Below are 19,748 nucleotides of genomic sequence, written 5' to 3'. Positions count from 1 at the left end.
CATACGGAGGACCGGCGTGAAGAGGGTGAAGACGGTGAACGGGGCGAGGGCGTGCGGGTACGCCGGACCCGGTGAAGGGCGGGCGCTTCGGGCGCGAAGCGCTCAGGGGTTGCCCGCCTACGGATGCCGGCGGGCGGACGTCGGTCGACGCGGGAGGGTGAGCGTGCGTGACGTCGGTGAGGGGGGAGAGACGGCTCGGTGATCAGCGCGGCGGGCGCGCCAGGAAACGGCTCAGACGGCGGTGAGTAAAGAGTGATGCCCGGTCAGGACGGGTGCGGCTCCCGGCCCGTGAGAGGTTGCTGGTCCCACTGCGGCTCCTACTGTTCATCCCCGTGATCGCTCTCGGGGATCCGGTCCGTGGCGCGGCGCCGTCACGGTCCCTGGGTACTTGATCCGACTGGCTCAAGCCCTTCTGCTACGCTCTGCAGCGCTGCAAAAGTGTTAACCGAGAAGTTGCCGCGCTGCAAGAGGCACAGGGGACCTCTTGGAGGAAAATTTCAGCGCTGAAACCGACATCCGGGATGAAGGTGGCATATGGCAAAGGGCGTCACACTCCGCGACGTCGCGGAGCTCGCCGGCGTCTCCAGCCGGACCGTGTCCAACGTGGTCAACGGCTACGCGCCCGTCGCCGAGGCCACCCGCCTCCGGGTTCAGCAGGCCGTGGACAAGCTCGGCTACCGGCCCAACGTCCTGGCCCGCAACCTCGCCGCAGGCCGCTCGGGCCAGATAGCGGTGGTGGTGCCGTACCTGGACACCCCGTACTTTGCCGAACTGCTGCAGGGCATCATCCGTGCGGCCCGCGTCCAGGGCTACAACGTCCTGATCGACCAGACGGACGGCGACGCCGAGCACGAGAAGCTGTTCCTCAGCCGCGGCTCCCAGCACCTGCTCTTCGACGGCGTCATCTTCAGCCCCCTCGGCCTCGCCCAGTCCGACCTGACCGAACGCGACCCGAGCCTGCCGCTCGTCGTGCTCGGCGAGCGGGTGAGCGACGGCGGTTTCGACCACGTCGGCATCGACGACGTAGCTGCCTCCCTGGAGGCGACCGAGCATCTGCTCGGCCTCGGCCGGCGCCACGTCGCCGCGATCGGCGACCAGCCCTACCGCACCGGCGAGGCGGCCCAACTGCGCACCCGGGGCTACCGGTTGGCCCATGAGCGGGCCGGTCTGCCCGTCCGCGAGGAACTCGTCGTCTCCACCCCGCGCTTCAACCGCGCCGACGGCGCGACGGCCATGGCCCACCTGCTCGACCTGGAGGAACCGCCCGACGCGGTCTTCTGCTACAGCGACCTGGTCGCCCTGGGCGCTCTGCACACCCTGGCCTCCCGCGGACTGCGCGTCCCCGAGGACGTCGCCGTCGTCGGTTACGACGACATCGAGGACGGTCGCTACTCCAATCCGTCCGTCACCACGGTCTCCCCGGACAAGAAGGTGATCGCGGAGACGGCGGTGGAACGACTGCTCAAGCGGATCGGCAGCTCGACCCCCGTCCCGGGCATGGAGATCCGGGCGCCGCACCGGCTGATTCCCAGAGCCAGCACCATCGGGCGACAGGCGGCGGCAGCTGACCGATCGTGAGCATGCGGGCGCATGCCCGGTGCTCGATCACCTCAGAGAGAGGAAAATCCGCACAGGTCAGAAGCCACCCACATCCGCAAGCGCCGTCGCTTCCCAAGCTGAGAGCGCGAGTTGCGGCGACGACCTCTTCTGCTGCTCCTCGTCCGAGTGCTGGTAGACAAGCGCCGCTTACTCGGACGACTGCCCAGAACTTCCGGCACCGGCGCCGGGCCCCGGGTAGGGACTCCGGCGTCGGCTGAAGAGTCAGGAGCCGGAGCCGTCCAGGGGAATCCGGGTCCAGCTGAGGACCTGGGGGTTGTGCGGCTGGACGGTGGCCTTCAGGTAGTCCTTGGCGTTGTTGGAGCCGTCGACGGTGACGCGGTGCAGGTTGGGCACCGCGGCGGTCAGGTGGTAGAAGGACAGCCACGAGGAGCCGGCGGCCAGCGGCTGGTCGCTGTTGTAGAGGTGGCTGTCGCCGTTGAAGAGGTAGACCGGGCCGTCGAAGGCGGCCGACTCGCGGGCGATGGCGGCGACGATCGGCTGGAAGGCGTAGTAGTCGGCGTAGGAGGGATTGCTGACGGTGGGGTCGAACATGTCGGCCTGCATCATCAGGGTGACGGCCCGGTCGTGGTGGCGGCGGGCCGAGGCGAAGGTGTCGTGGATGGACTCGGTCACCGACGCCGTGCGGGCCAGTACCTCGGCGGCCTGCTCGGGGGTGGGCTGGGTGTTTCCGGTCCACGGCGCCATGCTGTTGTTGCTGCCCACCACGTCGAGCGCGGCGAAGGCGACGCCGGCACGGGTGTAGCGGACGTCCTCCGGGACACCCTCGTCGGCCTGCGAGGTCACCGGCACGCTGTTCTGGCCCAGGGTCCGGCCGGGGCTGGGGAAGAACACCTGGCGGATCTTGGCGAGACGCTCAAGCGGGTTGTAGGAGCCGTTGTTGGGCCGGTGGCAGTCGGTCCACTCGTTGTCGCCCACGGTGTACACCAGCGGGTCCTTGAACTGGTCGAAGTCCGACTTGATCATCTGGAAGTACGCGTCGCTGCACACCGACGAGCCGTTCTTGATGTCCCCGAGGTGCGTGACGAAGGTGACGTCGGGGTCGGCGTTGATCTCGCTGATGACGTGCGGGAAGTCGGCGATCTCGGCGTCGCCGTAGGGCATGTCGCCGAACACCGCGAAAGTGAACGGCGTGTCGTCGTGGGTGGTGGCCGTGTCGGCGGTGTCCGGGCCGGCCGAGGCGGTTCCGGTGGACACGGCGAGCGTGAGCAGGCTCAGGGCGGCTGTGGCGGACAGGGTGTGGCGCCACGATCTCATCGGGTTCTCCCTCACGGTCGAGCGGCCCCCGGGTGGGCCGGGGGCACGGCTGGTCAGCGGCCGGCGTGGGGGAAGCTGTGCGGCCCGCAGCGGCGCGGGCGGCACAAGCTGATCGGCCCGGCGGGGAGTCTGGCGGCCCCGGTTGGCCTCAAGGTCCGTGGGCGAACGGACAGGCGGTGAACTCTTGTCAGCGCTCCGGTGGCCGATGGGCGAGTGAGGCGGGACGTGAGCATCGGTCGCCGTCCCGCCCCAACCGGCCGCACGCCTACTTGTCGTCCGGGGTGATCTCCCAGGTGGTGTTGTCGCCGTGCTGCTGGGTCCAGAACAGCCGCCAGCCGTCACGGAACAGCGTCGGTACCTTGGCGCCGAGGATGCCGTCCGTGCCCGGGTCGCCGTCGGAGACGTGGATGCCGGTGATCTCGTTGTCACCGTCGTTCTGGATGCCGCCGTTCACCGCGGACAGCATGTTGTCCAGGGTGGCCGAGGGGTCGCGGCCCTCGGCCAGGAAGCGCACCGGCTGTGCGCCGCGCGAGTAGTCGGTCGTCGTGGCGAAGACGTATCCGGAGTCGAAGGCGCCCCGCTGGGTGTGCACGGTGTCGCTGGCGTCCTCGACGAACGCGACGTGCGTGCGGTCGAGGAAGGTGACGTTGTCGATGCCGGTGTGCGCTTTGTCGCCGGCGTAGAAGACGCTGAGCTTGCCGTCGTTCGAGCGCGGGTCGCTCTGTGTGAGCTTGTAGAGGGTGCCCCAGCCGCCGTAGCCGTCATTGGCCGTGCTGGTGGTGTTGGTGTCGCCGGTGGCGTCGAAATAGAACTCGCGGAAGTCCGTGCCGGGGCGGAACTGGCCGTTCTCCGGACGCTTGAGCGGGGTCGCCTTGGCCGCCTTCGCCAGGGCGTTGGCGTCGAACGCCTTGCCACTGGTGTCGGTCTTGGTGTCGTGGATGGTCACCCAGTGGGTGCTCAGGGCCGGACCGTAGTTGGTCAGATCCTTCTCGTCGTCGGTGAGCGCTCCGCCGGTGGGGTGCGCGCTGTCGACGTTCTGGTACGTGATGGGCGAACCGCTGTGGCGGGAGACCACCTGCAGCGCCTGGAGCCTGCCGCCCTTGGTCAGGTCGTGCTTGTCGTAGGGGATCAGCCGGTAGACGAAGCTGTTGGGCACCTTCGCCTTGTTGGCGACCATCGCTCCGCCGCTGTCCTCGACCATCCACAGGTTGCCGGCGGAGTCGTTCTGGATGCCCTCGTAGCCGGCGCGTCCGGTGACGAAGGAGATGTCCTGGACCTTCGAGTTGATGTCCGGGGTGGCCTGGAGCACGGCGCCCTCGGTCCCCTCCTCGGAGGTGAACAGCAGCCGCTTGGCCCAGGGGTCCCAGGTGGAGCCGTCGATGGCGGGAATGCTCGTGCCGTCGGTCTCCTTGGTGGCCAGCAGCGTCACCCGGTGCGCCTGGTCGGCGTCGAGGTTGACGCGGGTGATGTATCCGGCCTCGCCGCCCTCGTGGCCCTGGAAGAGGAAGTGCGTGCCGTACCGGTACGACGCGTCGGCGCCGTGCTGACCGGACAGCCTCAGGTAGGTGTTCTTGTCGGGCTCGGTCTTGCCGGCCTCGATCTTCACGCCCGGGGCCTGCTTGATGTCGGGGTCGGGCAGCAGCGTGCCGTCGCCGAGGTATCCGTAGTACGGGACCTGGTCGGTCGGGTTCTCCAGCTTCAGGGAGCCTTGCGCGACGGGGTGCTCGGTGAGCCCGGGCGACAGGACGTTCGGAGCGGTCACGCCGCGGGCGTCGGTGACAGCCGGCACCGACGACCAGGCGGCCACGCCGCCACTGGCGTCGGCCGCACCGGAGGACAGTGCGAGGCCGGCACCGATTGCGCCCGTCGCCACCGCTGTTGCGACAACGCGGCCACGTCTCTTCTTGGCCATGTGCGATCACCTTCCGGATGAGCGAGGGCACACAGTCAAGTCACAGCCGCCGTCACACGATGGCTGGATCGGTGTCAGTCCGATTGATGATTCGTGAACATCGCGCGGTCTTGCCCGGCAAGGCTGTACGGCAGCGGAGAGGCGGCTTGTGCGCAGCAGCACTATCAGTGGCGTCGGCCTCTCCCCTTCCGAGGTCCCGTGCCTCCGCGTCTCTGGGCCCGAAGATTGGGCACGAGGGTACGAGCACTCTGCGGATGCAGTCCGCTCGCTGTGCAGCACCGCGCTGACCTGGGACTGCACTCAGCCTGCCCGTCCTGCACAGTGCCGGACGCGCACCACACGTCGCGAACGGAAGGGACCAAACCGCTTGCGGATACAGGTGCTTGACCGCAGGGGATCTCGTGTCAGAGCGGGAGGTCGTCGGGCAGAACCCGGAACGCCTTGTGCCGGCCCAAGGGTCGCACGGCGCGGAAGTCCCGGCGGTCGAGGGTGAGGATCGCGTCGGTGTCGTAGTCCGCGGCGAGCGCCACGTTCACGGCGTCGGCGAGGTCCAGGTCGAGCGCGCCGTAGCGGACTCGGACAGACTGTGCGGCGCCCAGGTGGTCTTCCGTGATCTCCGGCAGGACGACCCGGCCCCGGCTCATCCAACGCCGCAGGTCGTCGACCGCGCTGACAGCTGCTGCGCGCCCCAGCTCACGCGTGGCCACGTGATCGAGTTCCGCCAGCAGGAGCGGGGACATGACCAGGAGCCCGGCCGCCATGATCGCCTCGTTCGCCGCTCCGTGCTCCGGGTGCCTGGAGTCGAGAGCGGCCAGAAGGCCGGACGTGTCCGCGATGACGATGATCACGCCTCGGTTCCGGAGTCCGTCTCGCGGCGGACCGCGCCGGCGACCGCGTCACGGACCTCGGCCTTGGACGCCGTACGACCCGGCCCCTCGAACGTCCGCGAGAACAGCGGCTCGTCCCAGACCCGGTTCGCCATCGCCGCGAGATGGATCCCCTGACGGATGATCTCGGCCTCGCTTATGCCCCGGCGCTTGGCCGCCTCCTTGATGATCGCCAGGTCTTCGGGGTCGGCATAGACGTTCGTGCGCTTCATGGACATGTACCAAGCGTAGTCCATGTACTGGATTGATGTATCAGTCGTCCTCCTCAGTCGTCCTCCTCAGTCGGGCTGCCGGGACGCCGAGCTGCCCTCACAGGCCCGGTCGCGGTGCCGGACCGATCCTGGGGAGATGGGCCCGTACGCAGCGCGGAACGGCCATCGCGCCACGCTGCCAGCAGCCGGGCGGCCAGCCGGGCCTCCAAGTGGCCGGTCGCCCGTACCCCGAAGACCACGTCGGCGTCCAACTGCGGCTCGTCCGCCAGCAGTCCGGCGACCACCTCGTGCCGTACGACCTGTTCGTGCACCGCGTCCGCCTCGACGTGCTCGGTGTAGAAGCGGACGGCCGCCGGGCCGGTGCCCATGCGGCGCAGGGCCTCGGACAGACGCCGGGAGGCGGGGGAAGAGGTGATCTCGACGGTCGCGAAGTGGCCGACGAGCGCTCCGCGCAGGGCCCGGTGCAGGCCGAACAGAGACATCAGGTTGACGGTGGTCAGGGCCTCGGCCGGTGCGGCGTCGACGTAGTGGCCGTAGGTGGTGTCCAGGCCCAGGTCCGCCATGAGGTCGGCGAAGAGCTGGGCGTGGATCTCGTCGGCGCGGCCGGCGCCGAACTCGTCGAACTCCACGGCGACCATGGCGGCCTTGGCCCGTCCGCGCAGCCGGGGGATGACCCAGGCGTGCGGGTCGGCCTCCTTGAGGTGGTAGAGCGAGCGCAGCGCGGCGTACTCCCGGAAGTGGTCGAGGGTGCCGTGGTCGCGCAGGAAGTGGGAGAGGCTGCCGTCGACCTCGCCGATCGGTTCGAGCTGGAGCTCGTCCAGGGCCTGCCCGGCGGTGTCGGACGCGTCGATCGGTACGTCCGCGCGCAGCGCGCCGAGGAAGCACTCCTCCAACCTGGCGCGCAGGGTGAGGAGGTGAGGGTCCCATTCGCGGTCGTCGGGGACGCCGTCGAAGCCGAGGTAGTGGAGTTCGTAGAGGATGTACAGGGCGAGTTGGAGGTCGTCGCCGTAGGGGTCGGTCTCGGAGGGGAGCGTGGGCAGGCCGGATTCCGGTTCACGCAGTACGGCGGTGAGCGCGGCCGAGAGCGGGCCGCGGGGCTCCGGCAGTCGTACGTTCGTCATCACGATGCCTCGTCCGGTTTCGTACGGCGGCGATGGCTGGTGTCGCACCATGGCGGGGTCCGGGTGCGGCGGCAGGTGCAGATGGCCGCTGTGAAGCGCTGCGACACATGCACCTCGCCGTCCTCGCCCACGACTTCGACCGGCCCCTCCACCAGGAGCGGACCGTCGCGCTGGATGCGGATGCGGCGGGGGTGTTCAGATCTGTTCGGCACGGATCACCACCAGCTCCTCCGTCGTACGGTCGGCGCTGTCGGTCACCATGCCGCGTTCGCGGAGCCAGCCGAGCCGGGAGCGCAGTACGCGGCCGAAGGGCAGCCGGGTACGGTCGACGACCTGGGCGTGCAGCCCGGCCGCGTGGAGCCGGGCCAGGGTCTCGTCGACGCCGCTCAGGTGGGAGTGCACCATCAGCAGCCTCCCCGCGGGGCGCAGGACCGCCGGTGCCGTCGCGCAGATACGGTCGATGAGCAGCCGGCCGTCGGGACCGGCGTCCCAGGCCCGGGCGCGGCCCCGGGGTGGGCCGTCGGCGGGTGGGGCCGGGACGTATGGCGGGTTGGTGACCACGAGGTCGAACCGGCGGCCCGGCACGGCGGACGCCAGGTCACCGTGGCGCACCAGCACCGTCTGCCCGTTCAGCAGGGCGTTGCACCAGGCCGCGGCGAGCGCCTGCCAGGAGATGTCCACCGCGGTCACCCGCGCGCCGAGCCGGGCCGCCTCCACCGCGAGGGCACCGCTGCCGGTGCCGAGGTCCAGGACCTCGGTCCGGCCGGTGATCCGCTCCCGGCGCAGCGCCCGGCCGAGCAGCCCGGTGTCGGCCTGCGGCCGGTAGACGCCCGGCGGGATCCAGCCGCGGAACCGGGGCGGGGAGACGAGGGAGTCGGTTGCCATCGCGGTGCCCCTGGTCAGCTCGACGCCTTCAACGGCCGCTCGGCGAGTGCGCGGGCGACTCCGCAGAGGTTGTCGGCCCTCGTGCGGCCGGTGCTGTGCGCCCGGTCGCGGCCGCGCTGTTCCTTCAGGTAGTCGGGGCCGGGTCCGGGTCCGAGGTGCCCGTGCGCCCACGCCTGGCCCGGGACCGTGCAGCCGATGTCCGTGAGAGCGCCGGAGATCTCGCTGATGACGTGGTGGGCGCCGTCCTCGTTCCCGGTGACGACCACGCCCGCGACCCGGTTGCAGGCGACGGGGCGGTCCTCGCCGCCGGTCCCGGACATCATCGCGTCCATCCGCTCCAGCACCCGCTGCGCCATCGACGGCGGCCGGCCCCGCCAGGTCGGCGAGGCGACGACCGGGATCTCGGAGCCGAGGAGCCGGTCGTGCACGCCCGGCCATTCGCCGCCGTCGCCCGCGTCCGTGACCACGCCGGGGGCGAGGGCCAGGTCCACGGCACTCACAGACTCCGTCTTCACCTCCAGCTCGGCCGGCCGCGCGGCGACCGCCGAGGCCGGCGCCTCCGTGTTGGAGGGTCCGGGGGATGTCTTCGGCGTGCCGTTGATGACGAGGGCTTTCACGGGTGCTCTCCACGTTGGTGAGAGTCATGCGCGCGGACCGGATCCGGCCCGTCGTGTCACACGGGTACCCCGGGGCCGCCGTCGTAACGAGCGAGCCCGGCGGGGGCTGTCACGCCGACCGGATCTCGCGCTGCTCCAGCGGCCGGACGGCGGGACCTTGGAGGATGCGGCCGTCGGTGGCGAAGCGGGACCCGTGGCACGGGCACTCCCATGCCTGTTCCGCGCGGTTGAACGCGACGAGGCAGCCGAGGTGGGGGCAACGGGCCGAGACCGCATGGAGCTGACCGCTGTCGTCCCGGTGGACCGCGCACAGGTGGCCGCCCACGCGCAGCACCGCTCCGTCTCCGGGGGCGACGTCCTCGGGTGCGGGTGCCGTGACGGGCGGCAGCCGGTCACCGACGAAGTGCCTGACCACATGTGCCTGGTGCTTGAGGAACGACATGCCTTCACGGACCACGGAACCGAGTCGGCGCGGGTCGTACAGGGCCGCCCATTCCACCTCCCGGCCTTCGACGAGGTCAGCGATCAGGAGGCCGGCCATGATCCCGCCGCTCAGGCCCCAGCCGCCGAAGCCGGTGGCCACGTAGGTGTGGCGGCTGCCCGGGTGCATCGGTCCTACCACGGGAACCGAGTCGGTGGAGTCGTTGTCCTGGGTGGCCCAGCGGTGGGTGGGCGTCAGGCCCGTGAACCGGCTGTCGGCCCAGGCGGTCAGGCGGGCGAAGCGTTCCTCGACGTCGGTACCGCCGGGCGCGCCGGGGATGAAGTGCTCGCCCGTGACGATCAGCAGGCGTTTGCCGTCGGCGTAGGGGGCGCTGCGCACGGACCGGGTGTGCTGTTCGGGGGTGATGTACATGTCGCGCGGCGCCCGGTCGGCGTCGAGGGTCCCCGCGACGACCAGCTCGGCGCGGGGAGAGCCGGGTGAAGAGCAGGGCCCGGTCGAAGACGGGGTAGTGCGTGGCGACGACGACCTCGCGCGCCCGCACTTCCGCACCCGCGTCGGTCGACAGGACGCACGGCTCGCCTTCGGTGAGACCGGTGACGCGCGTCCCCTCGTACACGGTGCCGCCGTGTCGGCGCAGGTCCTCGGCGAGTGCGTGCAGGTACTTCACGGGATGGAACTGAGCCTGGCCGCCCACTCGTACCGCGCCTGCCACCGGGTAGGGCAGCTCGGTGCCGGTGACGAACTCGGCCGGCAGGCCCGCGTCGCGAGCCGCCTCCGCTTCCGCCCGCACCTGCGCGACGTGCTCCGGATTCTCGGCGTACGTACAGGCCGCGGCCTCCTCCCACTCGCAGTCGATACCCAGGTCGCCGACGATCTCGGCGGCGCGGCGGATCGCCGCCGACTGCGAGTCGGCGTAGAGCCGCGCGCCCTCGCGGCCGCGGGTGCGGCGCAGGTGGTCGTAGACGAGTGTGTGCAGCGCGGTCAGTTTGGCGGTCGTGTGGCCGGTGACCCCGCCGGCGATCCGCTCGGCCTCCAGCACGGCCACCCCATGCCCGCGCCGGGCCGGCTCCCATGCCGTGCTGAGCCCCGCCATGCCGCCGCCCACCACCGCGACATCGACGGTGAGGCCCCCGGACAGCGGGGGAGCGGGCTCGCCGCCCGGTGCGGTATCGATCCCGTACGCCCCCGGAGTCCTTGCTCGCTGTTCATGGCCGCCGAGTTCCCTCGCTGCCGAGGCGACACGCACCGGCATGTTCGCGGTACGCGTGACCGTCACGCCCTTTTGGTCCGTTTCGGTGGAATCGTGCGCGGGGACCCGGATCGTGCGCGGGGACCCGGCACGGGCAGTGGTCGGCAAGGTGAAGGTCGCAGCTGAGGCAGTCCGCGGTCGGACGTTCCGTGAGGATGCCGCACGCGGGCGGAGGGAAGCGAGGGCACGAGCCATGACGACACCGATGCCGGGCACCCGTCCGCAGATCCACAGGGTCCGCACGGACCTGCTCGGGATCTACCTCAACGACCATCTGGCGGGTTCCACGGTCGGAGCCGGACGCTCTCTGTACATGGCCCGATCGCACCGCGACCCGCCCTTCGCGGAACCGCTGCGGCACCTCGCCGGCGAGATCGCCGAGGACCGTGCGAGCCTGCTGCGCATCATGCGGAGGCTGGGTGTGCCGAAGCGCCGCTACAAGGTCGCAGCATCCGGCGTGGCCGAGCGACTGGGGCGTCTCAAGAGCAACGGGCGCCTCTACAGGCGTTCACCTCTGACGCTGGTGATCGAACTCGAATTCCTCCGGCTGGGAGTGAAGGGCAAGGAGCTCGGCTGGCGCACGCTGCGCGCCCTGGCCGAGGCGGACGGACGCCTCGACGAGAAGGAGCTCGACGGACTGATCGCACGGGCCGAGCGGCAGATCAGCACACTGGAGGAGCTACGCGTCAGAGCGGTCCGCGACAGGTTGCTCACCGGCTGACGCGGAGCGGGAAGACGAACGGGTCGAAGGTCGGTTTCCGCTGCACCGCGCGGGTGCCGGTGAAGGTGCAGGTGCCGCCCTCGCTCGCCCACCGATTGAACTCCGCGCCCGGCTTCACCCCAGCGCGGACTTCACCAGGGAGGCCGCGGCCTTCATGCCGGCCTCGTTCGGGTGGTACGTGGTCCGTCCCGAGGCCGGCTTGTACTTCTCCACCCACGGGTCGGCCGCGCAGGCATCGTGGCCGTGGCTGGCGGTGGCGAAGCGGACCAGGGTCGCCCCGGTGTCGTTCGCCGCGTCGATGTACGCCTGTGCCAGACGGACGGCGACGGTGCGCTCGAACACGCGCTGGTCGGCGGTGAGTGGTACACCGGTGCAACCACCGGTGTCGGGCAGGAGGGTGGAGTAGCTCACCAGGAGGACGCGTGCCTGCGGGGCCCTGGCGTGGACGGCGTTCACGACGTTCTCGATCCGCCGGCCCACCGAACCGAGGGCGGTGTTGATCGCGGCCTGGTCCACGGTGCCGCAGTTCGTGCCGCCGCTGTTCTGGCAGGAGTACGTGACCATGCTGCCCAGGTAGTTGACGTCGTTGCCGCCGATGGTGATCGTGACCAGGTCGGTCCCGCTGTTCACGGCGTTGATCTGCGGCGGCTGCGAACCCTGGTTGGTGGTGAGGATGTTCGCCGTGGTGGCGCCGCTACAGGTGACGTCCGTCAGGTTCGCCCCGATGTCACGGGCCACGATGCTCGCGTAGTTGTTGCCCGACCGCATGCACGCGGCGGCCCCGCTGCTGGACTGCAGGGGTGGGATGCTCGGGCCCGCAGCGAACGAGCTGCCCATCGCGACGTAGTCGAGACCGGCCGCCGTGGTCGAGGCGGTCCCCGCCCGAGCGGTCTTCGTGGTGACCGAGTCGGCGCTCAGGGCCAGTTGCTCCTTCGACTGCCGGCTGGAGCCGTCCGCTGTCGCGCTGCCGCCGCAGGCCGTGAGGGTGAGGGCACCCACCACCAGGGCCGCACAGGCCAGCAGGGCGTTTCGTCGGAGTGTGTCCGCTGCCACAAGCTTCTCCTGTCTGCATGGTTCATGAGGTGTGGTCCGCTGCGGTGTTGTGGGAGGAGAGCACGCAGTGGCGGTACGTGGTTACTGGTGGAACCACGTGATGGCCGTTGCGTGACAGAACCAGGACATCCGGAGGGCCGGCGTTCGCCGACAGTGACGCGTACGCAACTCACCGGTTGCGATGGAGAGTTCAGACCGCGTGGCCGCGGCGGAGGACCCCCGCCTCCGCCGCCGCGTGGCCCGTGGTGCCCAGGACGACGACCTGGAAGGCCGCGCCGATGTAGGCGGTGACGAAGCGGGAGATCCTGCGAGTTCTGCTGCGCATACTGGGTTACCTGCCTTCCGGGTCCATGAGGTGCTGTTCGTCGAACGGGCGCTCAGGTGTCACCAGTTGGTGGCGTCGCTCATCGACTGCTGCCAGTACGTGGCCTTGAGCGAGTCGTCGATGTGGACGCCCTTGGCGGGCAGCGCCGGGTTGGCGGCCTTGCCGACGTTCTCGCTGAGGGAGCGGCCGAAGAAGTAGACGGTCAGGGACTTCACCGTGCGGCCGTTCGTGCCGCTGCCGTCGGTGGCGGACAGGCTCACGGAGGCGTACCCGGACTGGCCCGGCTCCAGCGTGACGACCGCCTGCGGCTGCGAGTCCTTGATGACCGGCGGCACCGACTGGGCGTCGGTGAACTGGAGGGCCGGGTAGCCGTACAGGAAGCAGGTCTTGCTGCCGGTGTTGGTCACCGTGAGCAGCATGTGGTTCACAGGGCGGCTCAGCGGGGCCGCGACCGTCTTGGTGTTGGACCCCTCGCAGGTGACCGGCTTGCCTGTCGAGCCGGGCGCCTTCGACGCGGAGGCGCCGCCGGCGGGCTTCGAACCGGCCGTGGTGGACCCGGCGGTGGACGTGCCGCCGGAGGAGCCCGTCGAGCCCGTGGAGCCGGTGGAGTTGGAGTTCGCGCCCGAGGGGGAGGCCGCGTCGGACGACGGGCTCGTGGAGGTGGTCGCCGCCGCACCCTCGTCGTTGGCGCCCGTTCCGTCGTTGCACGCGGTCAGGGAGAGAGCTGCGAGGACGGTGGTCGCGGCGGCGGCGACGAGACGGGCGCGGGAGGTGCGGAACCTGGACATGTTGTGGTGCCCCTTCGGTGTTCGGGTGGCGGTGGTGACTGGATGACCGAAGCTTGTGACGTGATCCGTCCCAACCGCCACGCCCGGCGGGGAGTTGGGGACGCTGGAACGCCGAAATGCGCTCTGACCAGGGCGAACACAGGGTCTCTGGAACGGGGGAATGGGACGCGGGGGTCGAGGGGAACGGGCAGCAGATCGTCGGGCAGTACCCGGATGGGGTGTGGCGGCGACCCCGCGGACGCACATCCCGAAGTCATGATCGACCTGGACCATCAGCTGGTCGCAGACGTGGGCCCCGTCTGCGGGTCCCGGCCACGTGCCGGTGAGCGTGCGCGATCGTGGGGTCCACCCGGCCGGCCCGGGTCAGGTCGGCCCGGCCCGCGTCCGAACGCGGAGCGCGCCCACGCCGTCTCATGCTCATCAGCCCTGTACGTACGGCCATACCGATGCGAACAGGGGCATGTCCGTCGGCTTCCTGGCATGGTGCAATCGGTCGAACGGCCGACAGTGAGTGGGGACGTATGGAGTACGCCGCCGAAGAGGGGCCGAGACCGAGCGCCCCGGGACCGGATCCCCGCGGGGCTGCCGGTCTCCGGGTGGGTGTCCTCGGTGAATTGACCGTGACGCACGACGGACGGGCCCTGAGCCTCGGCGGGCCCCGGCCCCGTGCGCTGTTCGCGCTGCTGGTGCTGGCACGGGGCGCCGTGGTCACGGGCGACCGGCTGATCGACGTCGTGTGGGGCGAGGAGCCGCCGCCGAGCGCGGTCGGTGCTCTGCAGGCGTACGTCTCGCGGCTGCGACGGCAACTGGAACCGGCCCGGCCGGCCGGTACCCGCAGCAGTGTCATCGTGCGGGAAGGCACCGGCTACGCGATCCGTCTCGCCACGGACGAGGTCGACGCCTGGCGGTTCGAAGCGCTGCTCAAGCAGGCCGGGCAGTCCGTGCCGCCGACGGAGCGGGTGGCCCTGCTCACCGAGGCGCTCGCTCTCTGGCGGGGCCCGGCCTTCGCCGGGTTCGCGGACGGGCCGTGGGCGCGGACGGAGGCGGCGCGCCTGGGAGAACTGCGTGAGGTGGTACGGGAACAGCTACTGGCCGCCCGCCTGGAGTGCGGGCAGCACACCGAGGCGCTGCTCACCGAAGCGGAGGACCTCGTCGCCGGACAACCCCTGCGCGAGGAGCGCTGGTCCCTGCTGGCCCTCGCCCACTACCGCGCGCACGGCCAGGCCGACGCCCTCTCCGTGCTCCGCCGCGCCCGCCGCACCCTCGCCGACCGGCTGGGCATCGACCCCGGCCCCGCCCTGCGCGGCGTCGAGGCCGAGGTCCTGTCCCACGCGCCGCGTCTCGCCGCACCCCTGCCGTCTGCTCCGCCCACGTCCGCGCCTGTGTCTGTGCCCGCCTTCGTGTTCGGCCGACTCGTCGAGCGGGAAAAGGAGTTGGCCGAGCTGCGGCACTGCCTGTCGGACGCGGTCGCGGGCCGCGGCGGGCTGGCGTGTGTGCAGGGCCCTGCCGGGATCGGGCGGAGCGCACTGCTGGCAGAGGCGGGGCGGCTCGGCAGGGAGTGGGGCGTACGGGTGCTGGACGTCGGTGACGGTCCGGAGGGGGCCCACGCGGAGGCGGCGCCGGGTTCCATGCGGCGTGAGCGGCACCGTCAGCAGTCCGGTGACGTGCAGCTTTCCCCCGGCACCCGACCGTGCGATCCCCCCGACGTCGTACGCCGGTTGCTGGGCGCGGTGGCCGCCGGGCCCGACGGCACGCTGCCGGCCACTGCTACGGCGGTGTTCGACGGGCAGGCCGCCGACGGTCCCGACGGCTTCGACGTCCTGCACGGGCTCTACCGGATCGTCGAGCGCCTGGTCACCGACGACCGCCCCGCGCGGCGCCCCCTGCTCCTCCTCGTGGACGACCTCCAGTCGTGCGACACGGCGTCCCTGCGTTTCCTGGCCCATCTGCTGCCGCGTATCCAGACCCTGCCGGTCCTCGTCGTCACCGCACTGCGCGCCGGGGAGCCCCCTGTCCGCCGCGAGGACGAGCAGGTGCTGGCCGACATCGTGCAGGACCCGACGGTGGTGCACATCCGGCCCGAGCCGTTGAGCGCGGGAGGTGTCGCCCTGCTCGTGCGCCGGCTGCTCGGTGCCGCGGTGGACGGGGAGCTCGAACGCGCCTGTCACCGGGTGTCGGCCGGTCTGCCGCTGCTGCTGACACACGTGCTCGGGGCGCTGGAGACGACGGGCACGGGCCCGCGCGCCGTGGAGGAGTCGGGCGTCCGTGCCGTCTCCGACCTCGTGCTCACCGTGCTGGACCGGTTGCCGTCCGCCGCCACGGCCGTCGTACGGGCGGTCGCGGTTCTCGACGGCGGCAGCGGTGACGGCGGGGCCTCGCTGCCGACGGTCGCCGCCTTCACGGAACTGTCCGAGCAGGACGTGGCCACGGCGACGGCGGCCCTCGTACGGGCCGAAGTGGTCCGTGACCAGTACCCGCTGGCCTTCGTCCACCCCCTGGCCGGCGAGGCCGTGCTGCGGACGGTGTCACCGCGGGAGCGTCCGGACCTGCACGAAAGGGCGGCAAGGCTCCTCGACCGTGCCGGTGCGGCTCCCGAGCGGACCGCCGCGCATCTGCTCCTGGTCCCCTACCGGGGCGACCCCTGGGTGGTCGGCGTCCTGCGCACCGCCGCGGCCCGCGCGACCGCCCGCGGCGCGAACGACGCGGCCGCCACCCTGCTCACCCGCGCGCTGCTCGAGCCGCCCGCGCCGGACGTCCGGCCCGAGGTGCTGCTGGAACTGGGGCGGGCCGAAGCACTCGTCGACGGGCCTGCGGCGGCCCGTCACCTGCGGGAGGCGTACGAGACGTCGCCCCGGGGAGCCGGCGCCGCGCGCCTGCTCGCGCAGACGCTGATCTACACCGGCAGGCCCGGCGAGGCGGCCGAGTTCGCGGCCCGGGCGGCGGCGGAGCTGCCCACCGGACAGGCCGCCGCGGACGACACGGCGGATACGGTGGATACGGCCGACGAGCGGCAGGGGCTGCTGGCCCTGGCGCGGCTCGGCGCCTTCGCGCACGGGCTGTACACCGTGGGCGGCGGCCCGGATGTCCCGGCGCCGACTCCCGTCGGGGACGGGCCCGGCGCCCGCATGCTCGCCGCCGAGGCGGCGAGGGACGCCACCGTGTGGGGCCTCGACCGCGCCGCGGCCGTCGCCTCGGCCCGGTTCGCGCTCACCGACCGGGTGCTGCTGCGCAGCGGAAAGGTGCTCTCGTGGTGCACTGCGGGGGTCGTGCTGCACCTGGCCGACGACGACGTCAGGCTGCTGTGGGAGGAGACGCTGACGTACGCCGGGCAGCGGGGGTCGCTGATCGGGACGCTCTCGGCGCACCTGTGGAACGGGTTCACACAGTGGCGGCACGGCGAGCTGCACCGGGCCCGCCGGTCGCTCGAGACCGCGCTCGAACAGTTCGGCGCGTGGGGGGTCACGCCCGGTGCCCCGCAGTGCCGCGCGTTCCTGACCGGGGTGCTGCTGGACCTCGGGGACACCGTCGGTGCGCGTGCCTGTCTGGAGCGGATGAGGGCGCGGGCCGGGGGCGCCGAGGGGGCGCGGCTCCGCGCGGAGAGCGAGGCGCGGGTGCTGATCGCCGAGGGCCGGTGCGCTCAGGCGCTGGCCGTGCTCGACGGCGTACGGCATCTCCAGCCGGCGGTGGTGAACCCGGTGTGGTGGGACGGGGAACTGCTGCGGGTACGGGCGCTGACCGGGCTGGGTGAGCGGGAGCCGGCCGAGCGGTTGGCACGGGAGCAGCTCCTGATGGCCCGCAGGTGGGGCGCGCCCGGCACCGTCGGCCGGGTGCTGCGGCTGCTCGGCGAGGCACGCGGGCTCGACGGCGGACCCGAACTCCGGGAGGCGCTCGCCCTGCTGGCCGACGGCCCGGCCCGCCTTGAGCGGGCCCGCGCCCAGCAGTCCCTGGCTGCCTTGACCTGCGGGGGTATCACTCACGACGCCGTCGGACGCCGATTCCCCCCAGCGTGACCGGCGTCCGACGGGCCGTCGGGCCGAGCATCAGACGGCCGACTTGCGATCGGCTTGCAAGCGGTTCGCAAGACCGGCGGCGCATCATCCAGTCCGCAACCGAATCAGCCGTAGCACGCGTCAGACACACCACAGAACGAACGGGGGTGGCCCGGGGGACGGGCCGGGGGGCGAAGAACATGAGCGAAGCGACACGCGACGGGGGCCAGTGGGCGGTACCCGGCTACACACAGGTCAAGGAGCTGGGTTCCGGGGCCAGCGGCCGGGTGGTCCTGGCCACTCACGACACGACCGGTACCCACGTGGCGATCAAGTACCTCGCCGAACAGCTCCGTGACGACCCCGCCTTCCGCGGGGTCTTCCGCGCCGAGGCCCGGCTGCTGGGCGAGCTGCGCTCCCCCCATGTCGTCGAGCTGTACGAGTACGTCGAGAGCCCGCGCGGCGCCGCCATCGTCATGGAGCTCGTGGACGGCGTGCCGCTGCGCAAGCTGCTCCGAGAGCACGGCGCCACGACCCCCGAGGCCGCACTCGTCGTCCTCAAGGGCTCACTGCTCGGCCTCGCGGCCGCCCATGCGGCGGGGGTCGTGCACCGCGACTACAAGCCGGACAACGTCCTGGTCGCCGCCGACGGTTCCTCCAAGCTCGTGGACTTCGGCATCGCCGTGCCGAGCGGGGTGGCGGCCAACGCCTCGGGCACCCCGACCTATATGGCGCCCGAGCAGTGGACCGGCGGTGCGGCCGGACCGGCGACCGACGTGTACGCGGCGACCGCGACGTTCTTCGAGTGCCTGACCGGGATGAAGCCCTACCCCGGCCAGACACTGGCCGAGCTGGCCATCCAGCACATCGAGGCGCCGATTCCGGACGAACTGGCCCCCGAGCCGGTGCGCCCGCTGATCCGCAGAGGCCTGGCCAAGACGCCCGAGGAGCGCCCGGAGAGCGCGGCGGCGTTCGTCGAGGAGCTCGAAGCCGTCGCCATGGCCGCGTACAGCGAGGACTGGGAGGAGCGCGGCCGACGCGAACTCGCCGCGCTCGCCGCCCTGTTGCTCCTCCTCTTCCCGTTGGCCGACGGTACGGCCTCGGGTACGACGGCCCTGGCCACGACCACCCTCGGGCCGGGCGCCCGGCGGCTGCCCGGCCGGAGGGGGAAGATGCTGGCCGGAGTGGCGGCGGGGGTCGTGCTGGTGGTCGGCGGGGTCGCGGTGACGGCGGTCGCCACGGGCGCGGTCGGCGGAGACCGCAGGACGAACGCCTCCGGGTCCGGTCCCGGGTCGGACGGATCCGGAGGCGGCACCGCTCCGAGCGGGTCGGCCGACTCCCCCGACGGGACCCCTTCGGCGTCGGACGTTTCCTCGTCGCCCTCGGGGACCGGGTCGCCCTCCGCGTCGGCGTCCGGGGACGACAGCGCCTCGCCCGGCACGGCCGGACCGTCCGGCGGGTCCGCGTCCGGTGGGGCGGGCGGCACGGGCGGCGGATCGTCCGGCACGGGAGGGACGACCACGACGGGCGGCGGTACGGGCACCACGGGCGGCGGCACGGGAACCACCGGCGGCAGTACCTCCGGTGGCGGCGCGACGACGAGCGGCGGCGGTACGACGACGAGCGGCGGCACCACGTCCACACCCGCGCCCACCCTCGATGTGAAGTCCGTACAGATCAACGCGGTCGGCCCGACCTCGGCGGCCTGCACCATCGTGGCCTCCGTCAGCGTGACGACCGACGGCGCCGCCGACGGCACGCTCTACCTCAGCTGGTACGTCAGCGACTCGGCCGGCGCGGTCGGGACCGTTGTGGCCACCGACTCGGTTGCGCTGCCCAAGGGGAAGACGCAGATCTCGAACCGCTACCCCCACTCCTTCGCCATCCCGACGCGCTACGACTACCTCGGCGTCGAGGTCACCACCGACCCGGCCGCCGACTCGGGCAACGGCTCCTTCCAGTCCACCGCCGCACCCGTCGATTGCGACCCGCCCCGATGAGCACACCTTCCGAGGACCCCCGACTGCGGTTCGCCCGTACCGATCCGCCGGTCCGCCCCGACGACCCGGATCTCACCGCCACCCTCCCACCGGCGGATCCGGCCGCGACCCGGCACCTCCCGCCTTCGGACGCGGGCGAGGGGGAGACCCGGTTCGGACCCGGAGTGCCGGGTGCGACGGGCACGGCCGACGACCGCGCGACGGGCATCTGGCGGGGCACGATCACCCCGGAGGTGCCGTCCCAGGCGAGCGCCCGGCGCCGTCGGCCGTGGTGGCGGCGCGAGCTGCGGTCCCTGCTGGTCGTGGTCGCCGTCGTCGTGGCCGTGGTGGTGGGCCTGCGCTCCTGCTCGCCCTCCGATCCCCTGCACGTGCTGGGCGCCACGGTCACCGTGCCCAAGGTGGGCCATTGTGCGAAGACGGTCCCGGTCACCGGCGTCCTGAGGACCGACGGCCACCCCGGCACCGTCGACTACCGCTGGAAGCGCAGCGACGGCACGGCCTCGGAAATCCTCCACCAGAAGGTCGGCAGGAACGTCGAGCGCTCCGAGGTCGTCCTGCGCTGGAGCTTCGACGGCCGCGGCACGATGAAGGCCACCGCCACCCTCGAAGTGCTCGCGCCGAACCGGCAGACGGCCTCGGCCGGCTTCACGTACGACTGCTCCTGACCACCGGG

16 protein-coding genes and 1 pseudogene are annotated in these 19,748 nt (G+C 71.9%); 5 read left to right on the top strand and 12 right to left on the bottom strand.

The window, feature by feature from the left end; genetic code table 11:
- Positions 1–534 precede the first annotated feature (534 nt).
- Positions 535–1,578, top strand: coding sequence for a LacI family DNA-binding transcriptional regulator (locus ACWC09_RS04165; protein WP_450848270.1), 1,044 nt, complete (start codon positions 535–537; stop codon positions 1,576–1,578).
- Between the two features lie 243 nt (positions 1,579–1,821).
- On the opposite strand, the gene ACWC09_RS04160 is transcribed toward ACWC09_RS04165, so the two are convergent.
- The 9 genes and pseudogenes from ACWC09_RS04160 to ACWC09_RS04120 all read right to left on the bottom strand — a co-directional run.
- Complete coding sequence (locus tag ACWC09_RS04160) at positions 1,822–2,874, bottom strand: metallophosphoesterase (RefSeq protein WP_450848269.1); 1,053 nt, start codon at positions 2,872–2,874, stop codon at positions 1,822–1,824.
- A 265-nt stretch (positions 2,875–3,139) separates the two neighbouring features.
- Positions 3,140–4,786, bottom strand: a complete 1,647-nt coding sequence (locus ACWC09_RS04155) for a hypothetical protein (protein ID WP_450848267.1) — start codon at positions 4,784–4,786, stop codon at positions 3,140–3,142.
- Between the two features lie 404 nt (positions 4,787–5,190).
- Positions 5,191–5,634, bottom strand: coding sequence for a PIN domain-containing protein (locus ACWC09_RS04150; protein ID WP_450848265.1), 444 nt, complete (start codon positions 5,632–5,634; stop codon positions 5,191–5,193).
- A complete protein-coding gene (locus tag ACWC09_RS04145) occupies positions 5,631–5,891 on the bottom strand; it encodes a ribbon-helix-helix domain-containing protein (protein ID WP_450848264.1) in 261 nt (86 codons plus the stop codon). The genes ACWC09_RS04150 and ACWC09_RS04145 overlap by 4 nt, the downstream gene beginning before the upstream one ends.
- Before the next feature lie 47 nt (positions 5,892–5,938).
- Positions 5,939–7,006 carry an iron-containing redox enzyme family protein gene (locus tag ACWC09_RS04140; protein ID WP_450848262.1) on the bottom strand — a complete coding sequence of 356 codons (1,068 nt, stop codon included), beginning with the start codon at positions 7,004–7,006 and terminating at the stop codon, positions 5,939–5,941.
- Positions 7,006–7,218, bottom strand: coding sequence for a CDGSH iron-sulfur domain-containing protein (locus ACWC09_RS04135; RefSeq protein WP_450848260.1), 213 nt, complete (start codon positions 7,216–7,218; stop codon positions 7,006–7,008). The genes ACWC09_RS04140 and ACWC09_RS04135 overlap by 1 nt, the downstream gene beginning before the upstream one ends.
- Complete coding sequence (locus ACWC09_RS04130) at positions 7,202–7,891, bottom strand: HemK2/MTQ2 family protein methyltransferase (protein ID WP_450848258.1); 690 nt, start codon at positions 7,889–7,891, stop codon at positions 7,202–7,204. The genes ACWC09_RS04135 and ACWC09_RS04130 overlap by 17 nt, the downstream gene beginning before the upstream one ends.
- Positions 7,892–7,905: 14 nt before the next feature.
- Entirely contained in the window at positions 7,906–8,508 is a 603-nt protein-coding gene (locus ACWC09_RS04125) for a flavodoxin family protein (RefSeq protein WP_450848257.1), read from the bottom strand.
- A gap of 109 nt (positions 8,509–8,617) precedes the next feature.
- Positions 8,618–10,066, bottom strand: a pseudogene (locus ACWC09_RS04120) (FAD-dependent oxidoreductase); the annotation flags it as partial.
- Between the two features lie 326 nt (positions 10,067–10,392).
- On the opposite strand from ACWC09_RS04120, the gene ACWC09_RS04115 reads away from it, so the two are divergent.
- On the top strand, positions 10,393–10,920 hold the full coding sequence (locus ACWC09_RS04115) for a hypothetical protein (RefSeq protein WP_450848255.1): 528 nt from the start codon (positions 10,393–10,395) through the stop codon (positions 10,918–10,920).
- Positions 10,921–11,034: 114 nt separating this feature from the next.
- Here ACWC09_RS04115 and ACWC09_RS04110 read toward each other — a convergent pair whose 3' ends face one another.
- The 3 genes from ACWC09_RS04110 to ACWC09_RS04100 form a co-directional block, all read right to left on the bottom strand.
- Complete coding sequence (locus tag ACWC09_RS04110) at positions 11,035–11,973, bottom strand: SGNH/GDSL hydrolase family protein (protein WP_450848253.1); 939 nt, start codon at positions 11,971–11,973, stop codon at positions 11,035–11,037.
- A gap of 190 nt (positions 11,974–12,163) precedes the next feature.
- Positions 12,164–12,298: a hypothetical protein gene (locus tag ACWC09_RS04105; RefSeq protein ID WP_450848251.1), complete on the bottom strand. Its 135-nt coding sequence runs from the start codon at positions 12,296–12,298 to the stop codon at positions 12,164–12,166.
- A gap of 59 nt (positions 12,299–12,357) precedes the next feature.
- Positions 12,358–13,086: a DUF4232 domain-containing protein gene (locus ACWC09_RS04100; protein WP_450848249.1), complete on the bottom strand. Its 729-nt coding sequence runs from the start codon at positions 13,084–13,086 to the stop codon at positions 12,358–12,360.
- Positions 13,087–13,706: 620 nt separating this feature from the next.
- Here ACWC09_RS04100 and ACWC09_RS04095 point away from each other — a divergent pair.
- From ACWC09_RS04095 to ACWC09_RS04085, 3 genes are all read left to right on the top strand, one after another.
- Positions 13,707–17,096 (top strand): BTAD domain-containing putative transcriptional regulator, encoded by a 3,390-nt coding sequence (locus tag ACWC09_RS04095; RefSeq protein WP_450848303.1) that lies wholly within the window; start codon positions 13,707–13,709, stop codon positions 17,094–17,096.
- A gap of 179 nt (positions 17,097–17,275) precedes the next feature.
- Positions 17,276–19,075: a serine/threonine-protein kinase gene (locus tag ACWC09_RS04090; protein WP_450848247.1), complete on the top strand. Its 1,800-nt coding sequence runs from the start codon at positions 17,276–17,278 to the stop codon at positions 19,073–19,075.
- Positions 19,072–19,740, top strand: a complete 669-nt coding sequence (locus tag ACWC09_RS04085; RefSeq protein ID WP_450848245.1) for a hypothetical protein — start codon at positions 19,072–19,074, stop codon at positions 19,738–19,740. The genes ACWC09_RS04090 and ACWC09_RS04085 overlap by 4 nt, the downstream gene beginning before the upstream one ends.
- Positions 19,741–19,748: the final 8 nt, after the last annotated feature.

The organism is Streptomyces sp. NPDC001617, from assembly GCF_053596855.1.
Note: the sequence above shows the minus strand (reverse complement) of the source record. Positions and strands in the feature narration are given on the sequence as shown.